This window comes from Pseudomonas sp. BIC9C, from assembly GCF_034541995.1.
In the GTDB taxonomy this organism is placed as follows: Bacteria; Pseudomonadota; Gammaproteobacteria; order Pseudomonadales; family Pseudomonadaceae; genus Aquipseudomonas; species Aquipseudomonas fluorescens_CC.
In genome coordinates, this window is sequence record NZ_JAWDGM010000001.1 from 771,299 (window position 1) to 786,598 (window position 15,300).

The 15,300-nt window shown below is 59.2% G+C and carries 9 protein-coding genes and 3 pseudogenes; 2 read left to right on the forward strand and 10 right to left on the reverse strand.

Annotated elements, in window-relative coordinates; genetic code table 11:
• Positions 1-51: 51 nt before the first annotated feature.
• The 8 genes and pseudogenes from RS887_RS03705 to RS887_RS03735 all read right to left on the reverse strand — a co-directional run bounded on the left by RS887_RS03705 (position 52) and on the right by RS887_RS03735 (position 10,402).
• A pseudogene (locus RS887_RS03705) lies at positions 52-1,423 on the reverse strand (transposase).
• 57 nt (positions 1,424-1,480) lie between these two features.
• Positions 1,481-2,659, reverse strand: coding sequence for a hypothetical protein (locus RS887_RS03710; protein ID WP_323131739.1), 1,179 nt, complete (start codon positions 2,657-2,659; stop codon positions 1,481-1,483).
• 105 nt (positions 2,660-2,764) lie between these two features.
• Positions 2,765-2,884, reverse strand: a pseudogene (locus tag RS887_RS30440) (hypothetical protein); the annotation flags it as partial.
• Between the two features lie 184 nt (positions 2,885-3,068).
• Positions 3,069-3,608: pseudogene (locus RS887_RS30445) on the reverse strand (filamentous hemagglutinin); the annotation flags it as partial.
• A 17-nt stretch (positions 3,609-3,625) separates the two neighbouring features.
• Complete coding sequence (locus RS887_RS03720; protein ID WP_322614416.1) at positions 3,626-3,859, reverse strand: hypothetical protein; 234 nt, start codon at positions 3,857-3,859, stop codon at positions 3,626-3,628.
• On the reverse strand, positions 3,786-7,061 hold the full coding sequence (locus RS887_RS03725; protein WP_322614417.1) for a filamentous hemagglutinin N-terminal domain-containing protein: 3,276 nt from the start codon (positions 7,059-7,061) through the stop codon (positions 3,786-3,788). The genes RS887_RS03720 and RS887_RS03725 overlap by 74 nt, the downstream gene beginning before the upstream one ends.
• Positions 7,062-7,085: 24 nt before the next feature.
• Complete coding sequence (locus tag RS887_RS03730; RefSeq protein ID WP_322614418.1) at positions 7,086-8,792, reverse strand: ShlB/FhaC/HecB family hemolysin secretion/activation protein; 1,707 nt, start codon at positions 8,790-8,792, stop codon at positions 7,086-7,088.
• A gap of 269 nt (positions 8,793-9,061) precedes the next feature.
• Entirely contained in the window at positions 9,062-10,402 is a 1,341-nt protein-coding gene (locus RS887_RS03735; protein ID WP_008018231.1) for a DEAD/DEAH box helicase, read from the reverse strand.
• 191 nt (positions 10,403-10,593) lie between these two features.
• Here RS887_RS03735 and RS887_RS03740 point away from each other — a divergent pair, with 191 nt between their 5' ends.
• The gene (locus tag RS887_RS03740; RefSeq protein WP_322614419.1) at positions 10,594-11,892 is read left to right on the forward strand and encodes a mechanosensitive ion channel family protein; all 1,299 of its coding nucleotides are present in this window, start codon (positions 10,594-10,596) and stop codon (positions 11,890-11,892) included.
• 148 nt (positions 11,893-12,040) lie between these two features.
• Here RS887_RS03740 and RS887_RS03745 read toward each other — a convergent pair whose 3' ends face one another.
• Positions 12,041-12,685 carry a hydrolase gene (locus RS887_RS03745; RefSeq protein WP_008018228.1) on the reverse strand — a complete coding sequence of 215 codons (645 nt, stop codon included), beginning with the start codon at positions 12,683-12,685 and terminating at the stop codon, positions 12,041-12,043.
• 159 nt (positions 12,686-12,844) lie between these two features.
• Between RS887_RS03745 and RS887_RS03750 the strand changes: the two genes are divergently transcribed.
• Positions 12,845-13,732 (forward strand): LysR family transcriptional regulator, encoded by an 888-nt coding sequence (locus tag RS887_RS03750; protein ID WP_322614420.1) that lies wholly within the window; start codon positions 12,845-12,847, stop codon positions 13,730-13,732.
• 19 nt (positions 13,733-13,751) lie between these two features.
• Here RS887_RS03750 and RS887_RS03755 read toward each other — a convergent pair whose 3' ends face one another.
• Positions 13,752-15,212: a S41 family peptidase gene (locus RS887_RS03755; protein WP_322615255.1), complete on the reverse strand. Its 1,461-nt coding sequence runs from the start codon at positions 15,210-15,212 to the stop codon at positions 13,752-13,754.
• Positions 15,213-15,300 lie beyond the last annotated feature (88 nt).

Below are 15,300 nucleotides of genomic sequence, written 5' to 3' on the forward strand. Positions count from 1 at the left end.
TACTGCTCGGTTATTGGGTTAATTTGAGGTTTTTGCTTCGTGCAGACGCACCTATCCCGTAGCAGGTGGCCCTTGAGAGGTAAATTTGGCCAGCCGTCGCAGGTTCTGCACCGCGGCGGCCAGCGTGAACTCATCGGACGCGCCACTCATACCACGTAGGCGCAAGCGATCCAGTTTCAGGATGCGCTTGAGGTGGGCAAACAACATTTCGACCTTCTTACGTTCGTGGCGAGCGCTGCGCTGATACGCCGGCGTCGCTGCGATGCGTCGAGCCACATCACGCGCGGCTTCATGGACGCTGCGGACGATCTTGCGAATCGAAGTGTTCGGGCAGCACTTGGCTTTCATCGGACAGGCAACGCAGTCGGTCTGCCGGGATCGGAAGATGATGGTGTTGGCTTTGGTGACGTGCGAACGCTCGTTCTTGAAGGCTCGCCATTCGCTGCGCAATACGTTGCCGGCCGGGCAGCGGTATTCCTCAGCCTCTTCATTCCAGTGGAAATCGTTACGAAAAGCTGTCGTTCTTGCGCTCAGTTTTGTCCCACACTGGCACATGCGGTTCGATGTCTTTGTCCTCCACCATCCAGGCCAGCATCGGCGCTGTGCCGTAAGCGGTGTCGCCGATGAGGCGTTCCGGTTTGATGTCGAACTGCGCTTCAACCCGATCGATCATCGTCTTGGTGCTCTCGACTTCTGCGGTGCGATGAGCCGGTGTGGGTTCCACATCCATGATCACGCCGTGCTCGGTATCGATCAGATAATTCGTGGAGTAAGCGTAGAACGCTGGGCCGCCTGGAGCCGCGGTCCAGCGAGCCTGAGATCCGTCAGCGACAGGCGCTTCGGTAGCGTTTCGGCCAAAGCCTCTTCATCGAGGCCTTCAAGGTACTCACGCACGGCGCGGGTGCTCAGGGCCGGATCGCTCCAGTTGATCGGTTCATCACCCGGTACGCCGCGCTGCCGACTCGCATCCGCTTTGATGATGCTGGCGTCCACGGCAAAGCCTTCGCCTTTAACCAGACCTGCGTCCATGCAGCGACGCAGCACTTCATTGAACAACCAGCGAAACAGCTCACTGTCCCGAAAGCGGCCGTGTCGATTTTTGGAAAAGGTCAGTGGTTGGGGACTTCATCGTCAAGGTTCAACCGGCAGAACCAGCGATACGCCAAGTTCAAATGGGCCTCTTCGCACAACCGCCGCTCGGGCGAATGCCGTAGCAATAGCCCACGATCAGCATGCGGATCATCAGTTCAGGATCAATCGACGGACGCCCAATCGGGCTATAGAAATCGGCGAGGTAATGGCGCAGGTCGTTCAGATCAAGACACCGATCAATGCTGCGCAGAAGGTGATTGGCGGGAATGTGATCTTCAAGGTTGAACGAGTAAAACAGCCGCTCCTGCCCACTCGATAACTGTCCCATCATGCTGCGTGCTTCCCTGCTGGCCAATGCAGAGATTTTGCCGCAGGCCAGACAGGGGAGCTACTTTTTCAACAGAATCGCCAGATCGCCGACGCTCGACAGTTGGCCGTTGCGGTTGTCCAGCGAATTGGCGCTGAGCTGCAGATTGCCGCCCACGTTGATCAGCCCGAACTGATTGAGCAGTGCTCCGGCAATGTGTGCGGTCAGCGCGCCAGTGCTGGTCAGGCTTCCGCCTTGCTGGTTGGTGAACGCGCCGGTGTTGAGTACTACGCCGTTACCGGCGATACGACCCTGCTGGCTGTTATCGAGACTGCCGCTGTTCAAGGTCAGACCGGCGTCGGTCAGCAGGGCGCCGCCCTGGTTGGCAATCGCGCCGCTGCTGGTCACGGTCAATCCGCCCACGCCGGATACGCTGCCACCATTGTTGCCCAGGCTCGCCGCTTGCAGCGTGAGCGTGCCGTCGCCGCGCAGGGTGCCCTGCGTGTTGTTCAATTGGTTGGCCAAGGTCAGGTTGAGATTGCGTTTCGCGTACAGGCTGCCCGCCCCGCTGTTATCCAGCTGCCCGGCGTTGAGCTGGACATCACGCTGCCCGGCGATCACGCCCTTGAGCTGATTGTTCAAGCGATCGAGGCTCAGTGCGATGTCGCCGTTGGCCAGGATCTGGCCGTTGCTGTTGTCCACCTGACTGGCGCTTAACGCCAGATCGCCGACGCTCGACAGTTGGCCGTTGCGGTTGTCCAGCGAATTGGCGCTGAGCTGCAGATTGCCGCCCACGTTGATCAGCCCGAACTGATTGAGCAGTGCTCCGGCAATGTGTGCGGTCAGCGCGCCAGTGCTGGTCAGGCTCCCGCCTTGCTGGTTGGTGAACGCGCCGGTGTTGAGTACTACGCCTTTACCGGCGATGCGACCTTGCTGGCTGTTATCGAGACTGCCGCTGTTCAAGGTCAGACCGGCGTCGGTCAGCAGGGCGCCGCCCTGGTTGGCAATCGCGCCGCTGCTGGTCACGGTCAATCCGCCCACGCCGGATACGCTGCCACCATTGTTGCCCAGGCTCGCCGCTTGCAGCGTGAGCGTGCCGTCGCCGCGCAGGGTGCCCTGCGTGTTGTTCAATTGATTGGCCAGGGTCAGGTTGAGATTGCGTTTCGCGTACAGGCTGCCCGCCCCGCTGTTATCCAGCTGCCCGGCGTTGAGCCGGACATCACGCTGCCCGGCGATCACGCCCTTGAGCTGATTGTTCAAGCGGTCGAGGCTCAGTGAGAGGTCGCCGTTGGCCAGGATCTGACCGCCGCTGCTGTTGTCCGCCTGACTGGCGCTTAACGTCAGGTCGCCGACGCTCGACAGTTGGGCGTTGCGGTTGTCCAGCGAACTGGCGCTGAGTTGCAGATTGCCGCCCGCGTTGATCAGCCCGAACTGATTGAGCAGCGCTCCGGCAATTTGTGCGGTCAGCGCGCCAGTGCTGGTCAGGCTCCCGCCTTGCTGGTTGCTGAACTCGCCGGTGTTGGTACCACGCCTTTACCGGCGATGCGACCTTGCTGGCTGTTATCGAGACTACTGCCGTTTCAAGGTCCGTCAGACCGGCGTTGGTCAGCAGCGCGCCGCCCTGGTTGAGCAGTGTACCAGTCAGTTGCAGGTTCAGGTCAGCATCGCTGCTGATGCTGCCGTTGCTGTTGTCGAGCCGAGCGGCACGCGCCTCCACACTCGCTGCCGAAATCAAGCCTCTGACGTTGGTCAATGCCTGATTGATGCGCACGGTCAAACCCTGGTCGCTGAGCAGCTTGCCGTCGGTGTTGTCGAGGCTTTGCGCCGTCAGGCTGAACGCCTTGGCACTGGATATTTCCCCGCCCTGGTTAGCGACGGCATTGAGGTTTTTCAGCAGCAGTTGACCCGGTGCCGTCAGAAAGCCGCCCTGGTTGTTCAACTGGCCATTGCTCAAGTCCAGGGTAACATCCGTGCTGCTGAACAATTGCCCGCCCGCGTGCTGATCGAGGCCGGTGACGGTTGCGGTCAACGCCATGGCGCTGGCGATGCGGCCAGCCACACTGTTATCCACTTGGCCGGCCGTGAGACTGAGCGCACCAGTGCTGGTCAGGCTTCCGCCTTGCTGGTTGGTGAACGCGCCGGTGTTGAGTACTACGCCTTTACCGGCGATGCGACCCTGCTGGCTGTTATCGAGACTGCCGCTGTTCAAGGTCAGACCGGCGTCGGTCAGCAGGGCGCCGCCCTTGCAATCGCGCCGCTGCTGGTCACGGTCAATCCGCCCACGCCGGATACGCTGCCGCCATTGTTGCCCAGGCTCGCCGCTTGCAGCGTGAGCGTGCCGTCGCCGCGCAGGGTGCCTGCGTGTTGTTCAATTGATTGGCCAGGGTCAGGTTGAGATTGCGTTTCGCGTACAGGCTGCCCGCCCGCTGTTATCCAGCTGCCCGGCGTTGAGCCGGACATCACGCTGCCCGGCGATCACGCCCTTGAGCTGATTGTTCAAGCGGTCGAGGCTCAGTGAGAGGTCGCCGTTGGCCAGGATCTGACCGCCGCTGCTGTTGTCCGCCTGACTGGCGCTTAACGTAAGGTCGCCGACGCTCGACAGTTGGGCGTTGCGGTTGTCCAGCGAATTGGCGCTGAGTTGCAGATTGCCGCCCGCGTTGATCAGCCCGAACTGATTGAGCAGCGCTCCGGCAATTTGTGCGGTCAGCGCGCCAGTGCTGGTCAGGCTCCCGCCTTGCTGGTTGCTGAACTCGCCGGTGTTGAGTACCACGCCTTTACCGGCGATGCGACCTTGCTGGCTGTTATCGAGACTACCGCTGTTCAAGGTCAGACCGGCGTTGGTCAGCAGCGCGCCGCCCTGGTTGAGCAGCGCGCCAGCCAGTTGCAGGTTCAGGTCGGCATCGCTGCTGATGTTGCCGTTGCTGTTGTCGAGCCGAGCGGCGCGAACATCCACACTCGCTGCCGAAATCAAGCCTCTGACGTTGGTCAGTGCCTGATTGATGCGCACGGTCAAACCCTGGTCGCTGAGCAGCTTGCCGTCGGTGTTGTCGAGGCTTTGCGCGGTCAGGCTGAACGCCTTGGCACTGGAAATTTCCCCGCCCTGGTTAGCGACGGCATTGAGGTTTTTCAGCAGCAGTTGACCCGGTGCCGTCAGTAAGCCGCCCTGGTTGTTCAGCTGGCCATTGCTCAAGTCCAGGGTGACATCCGTGCTGCTGAACAATTGCCCGCCCGCGTGCTGATCGAGGCCGGTGACGGTTGCGGTCAACGCCATGGCGCTGGCGATGCGGCCAGCCACACTGTTATCCACTTGGCCGGCCGTGAGGCTGAGCGCGCCAGTGCTGGTCAGGCTCCCGCCTTGCTGGTTGGTGAACGCGCCGGTGTTGAGTACTACGCCGTTACCGGCGATGCGACCTTGCTGGCTGTTATCGAGACTGCCGCTGTTCAAGGTCAGACCGGCGTCGGTCAGCAGGGCGCCGCCCTGGTTGGCAATCGCGCCGCTGCTGGTCACGGTCAATCCACCCACGCCGGATACGCTGCCGCCATTGTTGCCCAGGCTCGCCGCTTGCAGCGTGAGCGTGCCGTCGCCGCGCAGGGTGCCCTGCGTGTTGTTCAATTGGTTGGCCAAGGTCAGGTTGAGATTGCGTTTCGCGTACAGGCTGCCCGCCCCGCTGTTATCCAGCTGCCCGGCGTTGAGCCGGACATCACGCTGCCCGGCGATCACGCCCTTGAGCTGATTGTTCAAGCGGTCGAGGCTCAGTGAGAGGTCGCCGTTGGCCAGGATCTGACCGCCGCTGCTGTTGTCCGCCTGACTGGCGCTTAACGTCAGGTCGCCGACGCTCGACAGTTGGGCGTTGCGGTTGTCCAGCGAACTGGCGCTGAGTTGCAGATTGCCGCCCGCGTTGATCAGCCCGAACTGATTGAGCAGCGCTCCGGCAATTTGTGCGGTCAGCGCGCCAGTGCTGGTCAGCTTGCCTTGCTGATGGTTGTCCAATGTCCCAGCCACGTGCAGGCCCAACGTGCCTTGACTGACCAGCGAACCTTGCTGACTGTTGTCCAGTGCACCCGCGCTGACCTGTAGGTCCTGCTGGGCCAGGGCACGCCCTCCCTGATTATTCATCTGGCCACTGGCGGTGATACTCAGGCTCTGCCCGGCGCCGATCAAACCGGCAACGTTATCCAGAGCCCCCACCTGCACGGTACTGACTGCCAGGCTGGACAGTTCACCGCCGCTGTTATCCAGATAGCCGGCGTTGGCATTGAGGTTGCCGCTACTGGTGATCAGGCCGCCTTGGCTGTTCAACACCTGATTGGCGGTAACGCCCAGGCTGCCCTGGCTCAACACTCGACCTTTCTGACGGTTATCCAGGGTCGAGGTAGAGATTTGCGTGCTGCCTTGACCGTTCAGCGTCCCACCTTGGTTGAACAGGGTCTGTGCCACCGCGGCTTGCACCGAACGGCTGGCGATCACGCTGCCACTGTTGGTGAGGTTTTGCGCCGCGAGGCTTACATCACCGCTGGTATTGCGGCTGTTGTCGGCGTTGACGCCGGCTTCGATCACCGCCCGATTGCTCAGTCGCCCGCCGCTGGACAGGCTGATGCGGTCGCGGGCAGCGAGGTTTTGTTGTGTGTTGAGGTCTCCAGTGGCTGTGACTGCAAGGCTGGTGCCCGCATAAACCGGTCCCTGGGCATCAAGGCTCGCGGTTGTGACGTTGACTGCACCGGCGGCAGCAGTCTGGGCCAGGCTCAGATGACCATTGGCATCGATCTGGATGTCACCGCCACTGGCGGCCAGATTACCGGCCAGCTTCACCCCGACGCCGGCCTCGGTGCCGACCAGTTTGATCGCCCCGGCGTACATGCCGCCCAGCGCCGAACTGTCGATGGCCAATTGTGGTTTGGCGCTGCCGTCATCGGCGCGAGCAGTAGCACTGAGAGTCTGGGCGTTGACGTCGTTGCGACCGGCCACGATCGTCAGGTTTTTCGCTTGAATCTCGGCGTTGATCTTCGCGCTGCGAGTGATGATTTCGAAGCTGTCGACGTTGTTGGCATTCAGCCCTGCGCCGTCGATGGAGACACTGCCCTGATCCACCTGATAACGATCCACGCGCCCGTTTTCCAGCACGGGTTTACCGGTGGTCAATGTCACGCGCGGGGTATTGATGAAGCCGCAGCCGTTGCAGCTGATTCCATAGGGGTTGGCAACAATGACCCGTGCCGATTGGCCGGCCACTTCGGTGTAGCCGTTGAGTTGGCTCGGGCTGCCGCCGTTGACTTCGTTGAGGATGGTCTGCGCGGCGACCCCATTGAAGTTCGGGTTGCCGACGATGATCCCGCCCAGTTGGGTGGATTGAGTACGCGCGGTGGCGTTGTTGAGAATCACGCCTTGGGTGCCGACGTTGTAATCGTGGAACTGGTTATGCGACAGCCCGGTGCCATTGGGCGTGGCGATGTTGACGATCGGCACGCCGTTGCCCGCCTGACCGAGGCTGGTGCCCGGCGTGGCTACCACGATGCCGTCGGCCTGCGCCCACACCGGTTGCCAGAACATCACGTTCGCCAACAGGAACGCCAAACCGCGCTTGGGCATGCCCCAGAAGTGCTCGCGCGATTTCACTGCAGCGGAAGGCTGGCGGCTCAGGAAGGCGTATTGGCGGGCATCCATGTCGAAGGTCTCGGTGAGGCGAAATCAGAGAAAGAAATCCATCCGGAAATAGATCGGCGCTTCGCGCTCGGTCAGGGCGTCCGGACGTTCAAGGGAATGGGCAAAGGTCACACTGACGGCGAGGTGCTGGCCGCGAGCAAACACCTCCACCGAGTTGCTGGACATGCGCCCGTGCTGATCGCCGTTGTAGCGATCGTTCCGAATCACGCCCTGGTCGTAGCCGAGGCCGGTGCCGTATTCAGCGAACACCGGACGCAGCCAATCCAGGGTGACCTGGCGGCTCCAGCGCAGGTCGTTGCGCCAGTAACCGCCGCTGTCACCGGACAAGGATTGCTCCTTGTAACCACGGATCGACGACAACCCGCCAAGGCTGGTGCGCTGCGGGCCGAACAGCACGTCTTCACTGCGCTGGCCGGTCATCAGGCTGCTGAAACTGAGCGACTCGTCCCACAGCTTGAACGGCTGCAAGTAGCTCGCCGTGGCGGTGTATTTGCGGTAGCGCGCGTTCGGCTCGCCAGGGCCCGGGTGATCGTCGCCCTGCGCATCGAACGCACCGATACCCTCTTGCATCCCGAGGTCGAGGTTGACGAATGCGCTGCCGACTCGCCGACCGTGGTTGATCCCAAACTGTGCTTCGCTGATACGGTTACTGCTCAGTTTGAGCTTGCTGTCTTCGATGAAGTTGTTGGTGCGCAGGTACGACAGGCCGGTACTGAGCGAGGTCTTGCTCACGGCATCGCGATGGATCACCCGCTCAGCGTGTAGCTGATGGTTTTCGCTGTCGCCGGTCTGTTTGAAGTTGAAGCCGTTGGCTTGGGCCAACGAGCGATAGTCACTCTGGCTGTAGGAGTAGCTGAAGTTCCACCAGCCCCACGGCAGGCTGTAATTGAGCATTGCGTTACTGGAGGTGTGCTGGTGATCGCTCACCGCATCGTGACCACCTCGCAGATTCAACTGATCGGCCAGTCCCAGCGGGCTGTCCCAATCAAACGTCGTGCCCCACTGCTGCTCGCCGGTGCTGCGCAGGCCGTCGTTGCTGCGGGACAACCCGGCGCGCCAGGGTTTTTGCGGGGTGTTCTTGACCAGAACTTCGCTGCCGCCAACGTTCTGGCCCGGCGCCAATTCCATCTGTGCCTGATTCGATGGCAAGCGGTTGAGTTGATCGACCAGTTGCTCGATTTCGCGCAGGTTGACCAACTCACCGGTTTTTCCGGGGAATGCCATGCCCAGCTCTCGGTCCGACAGCTTGCTGCCCTCCGCACCTTTCAGTCCTTCGAGTTTGCCCTCGACCACCAGCACCTTCAGGTGCCCGCCGGACAAATCCTGCTGCGGCAAATAAGCACGGCTGGTGACCAGACCTTTTTCGATGTAGTGATCGGTGATGACTTTCAGCAGTTCGTTGAGCTGAGTGATGCCCAGGCATTGGCCGATGTAAGGCTTGAGCAGACGGTTTTTTTCGCTATCGGAAAGGCTGTCGGCGCCCTTGAGTTCGATGTCGGTGATGGGGAAACAACGGGTGTCCGCTGGCGCCGCGGGCTGAACGGGTCTGGCTTCCTTACCAGGCAATTCCTTGAGTTCTTCGAGACGCCGACGTTGCTCTTCGAGCAGACGATCCTGACGTTCGCGAATGAGATCAGTGTCACCCGGGGTGGTGGCAGCATTAGCGGAATTCAGTGGAGAAAGGCACAGCAAAGCCAGGCACAACCTCGCCACAAGGGCGGGTGAGTACATGTTCGATCCCTCGAATCGGAAGGTGATAGCACAATAGTGGCGCAATACTAAATGGCCATCATTCTGACGTCAAATAATGGATCCATTCAAAAAGCGCTTGCGGTTAAATCGGGCGTTTCCGACCGGTATGCAGGACGGCTCCTTTGATTGATCAGCGTTTGAAGGCGTTGCAGACAGCGGACAAGAAAGCCGAAAGCTGATTTATTGAGGAATTTCGAGCATAAAAAAACCGGACATCTGTCCGGTTTTTTTGGGGTCACTGCATTGGCTTATTCAGCAGCCGGCGCTTCCGGCTTGCGGCGCTTGAGCGGGGCCATGCCGTCCTTGCTGACCAGCGAATCGCTCTTCGGCCGATTGGCGCTCTTGCGCTTGGTCGGGGTCTTGGCGGCAGTTTTCTTCTTATCGCCCTTGGCGTCGGTCTTTTTCTTCTTCACGCCGACGGCCTTGCCCGAGGCCTTGACCTTTTTCGGTCCGCCGTAGGTGCCTTTGACTTCCTTGATGGTACGGCGCTCGAAGCTCTGCTTGAGGTAGCGCTCGATGCTCGACATCAGGTTCCAGTCGCCGTGGCAGATCAGCGAGATCGCCAGGCCATCGTTGCCGGCGCGGCCGGTACGACCGATGCGGTGCACGTATTCGTCGCCGCTGCGTGGCATGTCGAAGTTGATCACCAGGTCCAGACCGTCCACGTCCAGGCCGCGAGCGGCGACGTCGGTGGCCACGAGGATTTTCACGCCGCCCTGCTTCAGGCGGTCGATCGCCAGTTTGCGATCCTTCTGGTCTTTCTCGCCGTGCAGCACGAACGCTTTGTATTCCTGCGCCACCAGGCGGCCGTAGATGCGGTCGGCCATGGCCCGGGTGTTGGTGAAGACGATGGCCTTCTGGTAGGTCTCGTTGGCCAGCAGCCAATTGACGATCTGTTCTTTGTGCTGGTTGTGGTCAGCGGTGATGATTTGCTGGCGAGTGGTGTCGTTCAGCTGGCTGACCGCGTTGAGCTGCAGGTGCTCAGGGTTGTTCAGGACCTTGGCAATCATCTCGCGCAGGCCGGAACCGCCAGTGGTGGCGGAGAACAGCATGGTCTGCTGACGATTCGGGCATTCGTCCACCAGGCGCTGCACGTCTTCGGCAAAGCCCATGTCGAGCATGCGGTCGGCTTCGTCGAGCACCAGAACTTCGACTTCCTTGAGGTCGAGGTTGCCGGCGTTCAGTTGCTCGATCATCCGGCCCGGCGTACCGATCAGGATGTCCGGCACCTTGCGCAGCATCGCGGCCTGGACCTTGAAGTCTTCGCCACCGGTGATCAGGCCGGACTTGATGAAGGTGAACTGCGAGAAGCGTTCAACTTCCTTCAGCGTCTGCTGGGCCAGTTCGCGGGTCGGCAGCAGGATCAGGGTCTTGATGCTGACACGGATTTTCGCCGGGCCGATCAGACGGTTGAGGATGGGCAAAACGAATGCAGCGGTTTTGCCGCTACCGGTTTGCGCCGTCACCCGCAGGTCACGCCCCTGGAGCGCCAGCGGAATGGCCGCGGCTTGCACAGGCGTTGGCTCGACAAATTTCAGCTCGGCCACGGCTTTGAGCAGGCGTTCGTGCAGGGCGAATTGGGAAAACACGGGTGCTACCTCGAAGAAATGCAAAAAAACAGCTGCATAGGGTAACGGTTTCGAGCGCTCAGGCCGAGTTTCTTTATACAAATGGCGGTAAACAGTTGGTTTTTTGTTGCCTGATTTTGCCCCAAACGTAATACAAAGCGTCTTAAATGCTCTAATCGCCCCTCGCGCTCTACAGAAGAATCGTTTTAACCATGGATATCAAACAGCTCTGGATCAACGTCCAAGACCTTTGGGACGCCCTCGATCAGCACCCGCTCGTGCACTCCAGCCTGTCGCTATTGTTGCTCCTGGCGCTTGCGCTGTTCCTCGGACGGGTGGCGCGTTACCTCATTTTGCACGCGACCAAAATGCTCGGCCGCCAGCCGGCCTTGCATTGGGTCAATGATTTCCTGCAGAACAAGGTGTTCCATCGCCTGGCGCAGATCACGCCTTCGCTGGTGATCCAGTTCGGGCTCAATCTGGTGCCGGACCTGAGCAAAGCCAGCCTGAAATTCCTCGGCAACGTCGCGCTGTCGTTCACCTTGCTGTTTCTGCTGTTGGCGGTCAGCGCCCTGCTCAATGCCCTGCTGGACATCTACGCCCGCACCGAGCACGCCCGCACCCGCTCGATCAAAGGCTATGTGCAACTGGCGAAAATGGTGCTGTACGTGTTTGGCGCGATCATCATCGTCGCCACGCTGATCGACCGCTCGCCGCTGTTGCTGCTGTCGGGGCTGGGTGCCATGTCGGCGGTGATTCTGTTGGTCTACAAGGATACGCTGCTGTCGTTCGTCGCCAGCGTGCAGTTGACCAGCAACGACATGCTGCGGGTCGGCGACTGGATCGAGATGCCCCAGGTGGGCGCCGACGGCGATGTAGTGGACATCACCCTGCACACGGTCAAGGTGCAGAACTTTGACAAGACCATCGTCTCGATCCCGACCTGGCGCCTGATGTCCGAGTCGTTCAAGAACTGGCGCGGCATGCAGGCTTCCGGTGGCCGCCGAATCAAACGCAGCCTGTTCATCGACGCCAGCGGCGTACGCTTTCTGCGTGACGACGAAGAGCTGAAGCTGTCCCAGGTGCACTTGCTCACCGACTACATCACCCGCAAACAGGCCGAACTCAAGGCCTGGAACGAAGCCCAGGGCAACGTCGCGGCCATGTCGGCCAACCGCCGGCGGATGACCAATATCGGCACTTTCCGTGCCTATGCGCTGGCCTACCTGAAGAGTCACCCGGAGATCCAGCCGAACATGACCTGCATGGTCCGCCAGATGCAGACCACGGCCCAGGGTATTCCGCTGGAAATCTACTGTTTTACCCGCACCACAGCGTGGGCCGATTACGAGCGGATCCAGGGGGATATTTTCGACTACCTGCTGGCGGTGCTGCCGGAGTTCGGGCTGAGCCTTTATCAGCAGCCGAGCGGAACGGATTTGCGTGCGGGGATATTGCCGGCGGTGTTGGGCGCGAGCCATCTTCCCGAAGCCGAAAAACGCAGGATGTAACCCCACAAAAAACCTGTAGGAGCGAGCTTGCTCGCGATGGACGTCAACGATAACGCGTGCTGTCTGATTGATCGCGTTGTTCAGACGTTTTTCGCGAGCAAGCTCGCTCCTACAGGGGCAGGGGTACATCCATTTCAGCGTTTGCGGGTTACTTGACCTGCCGCTGCGGCGCCTTGTGCACCATGGTATAGGCGTAATCCACGCCCATGCCGTACGCGCCGCTGTGTTCCAGCACCAGTTCCATGACCGCCTCGTAAGTGTCCTTGTGCGCCCAGTCACGCTGGTATTCGAGCAGCACTTGCTGCCAGGTCACCGGTACCGCGCCGGCCTGAATCATCCGTTGCACCGACATGTCGTGGGCTTCTTTGCTGGTGCCACCGGAAGCGTCGGTGACGATGTAGACCTCGTAGCCTTCAGCCAGGGCTTCCAATGCCGGGAACGTCAGGCAGACCTCAGTCCACAGCGCCGCGATGATCAGTTTTTTTCGCCCCGTGGCTTTCACCGCGTCAACCAGTGCCTTGTCTTCCCAGGAGTTCATCGAAGTGCGCTCGATCGGCTTTTGATCCGGGTGCACAGCCAACAATTCCGGCCAGATGTAACCGCTGAAACTTTCGGTTTCAACCGAGGTGTAGATGGTCGGTACGTTGAAGATCTTTGCCGCCTTGGCGAGGCCGACGGTGTTGTTCTTCAGGGTCTGACGATCGATGGACTGAACGCCGAAAGCCATTTGTGGCTGGTGGTCGATCAGGATCAGGGCGGAGTTGGTTGGGTTGAGCAGTTCACGAATAGACATGGCGCGTTCCTTTTGATGTCGATACTTTCGAATGAGTTCAGGGTTAGTCGACGTTGCCGCAAGAGGCTTTGCTGTCGGCTTGGATGTCACTTTAGGGGCTGGCGATAAAAGGGACAATTACCTAAAATCGAGAATCATTGATTCTAAAATAGGGACAATATGGATCGCATCGAATGCATGCGTGCCTTCGTCGTCACGGTCGGCGAGAACGGCTTCGCCGCAGCCGCCAGGGCCATGGACGTGCCGCGCTCGAAAGTCAGTAAACAGATTCAGGCACTGGAAGAAGCCATCGGCGTGCAATTGCTGCAACGCACCACCCGCAGCCTGCACCTGACCGAGGCCGGGGCCGAGTATTTCGAAGCAGCACGGGAAGTGTTGGCGGCGCTGGACGAGGCCGAGCAACGCGCCCGTGACGGCATCGGCGAGTTACGCGGTGTGTTGCGGGTCAATGCGCCGATGTCGTTCGGTCTTCGGCGATTGGGGCCGTTGATTCCGCTGTTTCATGAATTGCACCCGAACATCGAGCTGCAACTGGTGCTCAGCGACCAGCAGGTCGACCCGGTGCGGGGTGGGTTTGACGTAACCATCCGCATCGCCAGCATGCCGGACTCGACGATGATCGCCCGGCAACTGGCGCCCGCACCGCGCATCATGGTGGCATCCCCTGCTTATCTCGAGCGCGCGGGCGTCCCGCAGACTCCGCAGGATCTGCGCGCCCATCAATGCCTGAACTACGGGTATCTACAGAGCGGTGTCAGCCTGCAACTGTGCAATGGCAAGGAAACCCAACGGGTGAACGTCACCGGCCCACTGCACGCCAACAACGGCGACTTGCTCGCCCAGGCCGCCGAAGCCGGCATGGGCATCGCCCTGCTGCCCGACTTCATCGTCGAGGATGCGCTGGCCGCCGGGCGGCTGGTGCCGGTGCTGTGCGAATGGCAGGCCCCGGCGATCACCATCAACGCGGTGTATTCGTCGGCACGGCGGGTGCCGCAGAAGACCCGGGCGTTTATCGACTTTCTGGTGGATCAATTGGCGCCCAAATGATTTTTTGGGCGCTGTCCGATCAAAAGTGATCAAGAACCCACTTTTGGACTTCGGGTGTATCGTTTATATCGCCATTAAAAACAAATGGCGGTTCATAACTTTGATTATTTCCTCGAGCTCGGCCTCTCCATACCTTTAACGGCAGCCAAAACCGAGCACCACTCGGCAGTGTTTGAGAGCCTATATCAATATAAAGTGTATCGCCGCTCGTTGGTAACCCGAAATGGACAACCCCCGGAATTGCGAGAACAACGTCCGCAAAATCTAGACAGGCACTCGCGCAAAAAGAGTCAGTAACCAGTGCAAGCTTGCCTTTAAAGTTTTTGGCGTTGAATCCTCTCGCCCCCTCCGGAGAGACCGAGGTTGTACTCGGTTGTCGTAACCAGTTTTTCTTCTCGTGAAGCGCGAACTCCATCGACCCGGTCAGACCAAGAACAAACTTATAAGCTTCGCTGTCTTTTCCATAATCACTCCCCATGGTTGTTAGAGCGTTATTGAGCGTTGACAGTGCAAAAGGAGAAACACGCCACATCGCATACGCACGAGATGGCTCGCCCAGGTTTTTTACCCATCGCGAGCCTAACAGTGCAGAAAGTATTTCAGCACCGACCAAACTGTTACCGCCGCGGTTGCCTCTTGTATCAAGCACAACCAGCTTGGCATCGTTAATACTCTTGATAGCCTCGAGCATTTTATCAAGGGAAGCATTCTCGGCTGCTGATGGCATGAAATTTGAGACATGTATCCAATATCGCCCTTCTCCCAAATTCTGGAGCGATTGAGGTGGTTGGGATTGGCGCAGGAAAGCCTTCAGCTGCCCGGAATCCTCTTGCCACAGCAACGCAAAGTTTTGTCTTTCTCCATTTGGAAGAGCAACCAAACAGTTTTTTGACAAGTCTCTCGCCAGTACGGGATAACTGGCATCATCGACAGTTAACTGCTGAGCCAAATGCAACCAAGTGGACTGTAGATCAAGTCTGCGATCAATATATGGAGATATTTCACTCTCTAGCTTTTCGCGGACCGATTTATTGTCACACGATATAACTTCGGAACCTATCGGCGGCAGCGGTACAGGCCAATTCTCAGCGATATGCCTTACAACAAAACTATGACCTCGCATATCTAAAATGAAACCTGCCCAGGACGAATTTCCTTTATCAGGCTGATTCAACCCTACGTGTCCATCCTTGAAGCCCGCGATGTAAAAATTAAGCACGGCCAAGGAGTCTTTCCTTGAGTTGACGCGTCTGGACAGCTGACTGGCATCCAGATAACCCCGTTCAACCCAGGCTGAAAAAGACTTGTTTTCACTGTCTATAGCGCCTGGATGAGAAGTAACTACCAGTTGTCGAATGACAGAAAGATCATTAACAGTAATCTCTCTCCAGTTTTTTGCATGTGCCTCATCAGCTAACACAAAAGACGGTAAAATAATAAGCAATAGAAGCATTAAGCATAAACGCTTCAAGAGAAACACATTAGCATTACACGTCATTTAAAAAACCAGACAAATGATGGTCAGATAGATGTCATCTGAGCATTGCGTACCAGTATGCCAACGCTCG

Coding starts and splice junctions, on each gene's coding strand:
- RS887_RS03730 (WP_322614418.1), bottom strand. CDS start 8,792: ATGTACTCACCCGCCCTTGTGGCGAGGTTGTGCCTGGCTTTGCTGTGC.
- RS887_RS03750 (WP_322614420.1), top strand. CDS start 12,845: ATGGATCGCATCGAATGCATGCGTGCCTTCGTCGTCACGGTCGGCGAG.
- RS887_RS03725 (WP_322614417.1), bottom strand. CDS start 7,061: ATGGATGCCCGCCAATACGCCTTCCTGAGCCGCCAGCCTTCCGCTGCA.
- RS887_RS03745 (WP_008018228.1), bottom strand. CDS start 12,685: ATGTCTATTCGTGAACTGCTCAACCCAACCAACTCCGCCCTGATCCTG.
- RS887_RS03720 (WP_322614416.1), bottom strand. CDS start 3,859: ATGTCCGGCTCAACGCCGGGCAGCTGGATAACAGCGGGCGGGCAGCCT.
- RS887_RS03740 (WP_322614419.1), top strand. CDS start 10,594: ATGGATATCAAACAGCTCTGGATCAACGTCCAAGACCTTTGGGACGCC.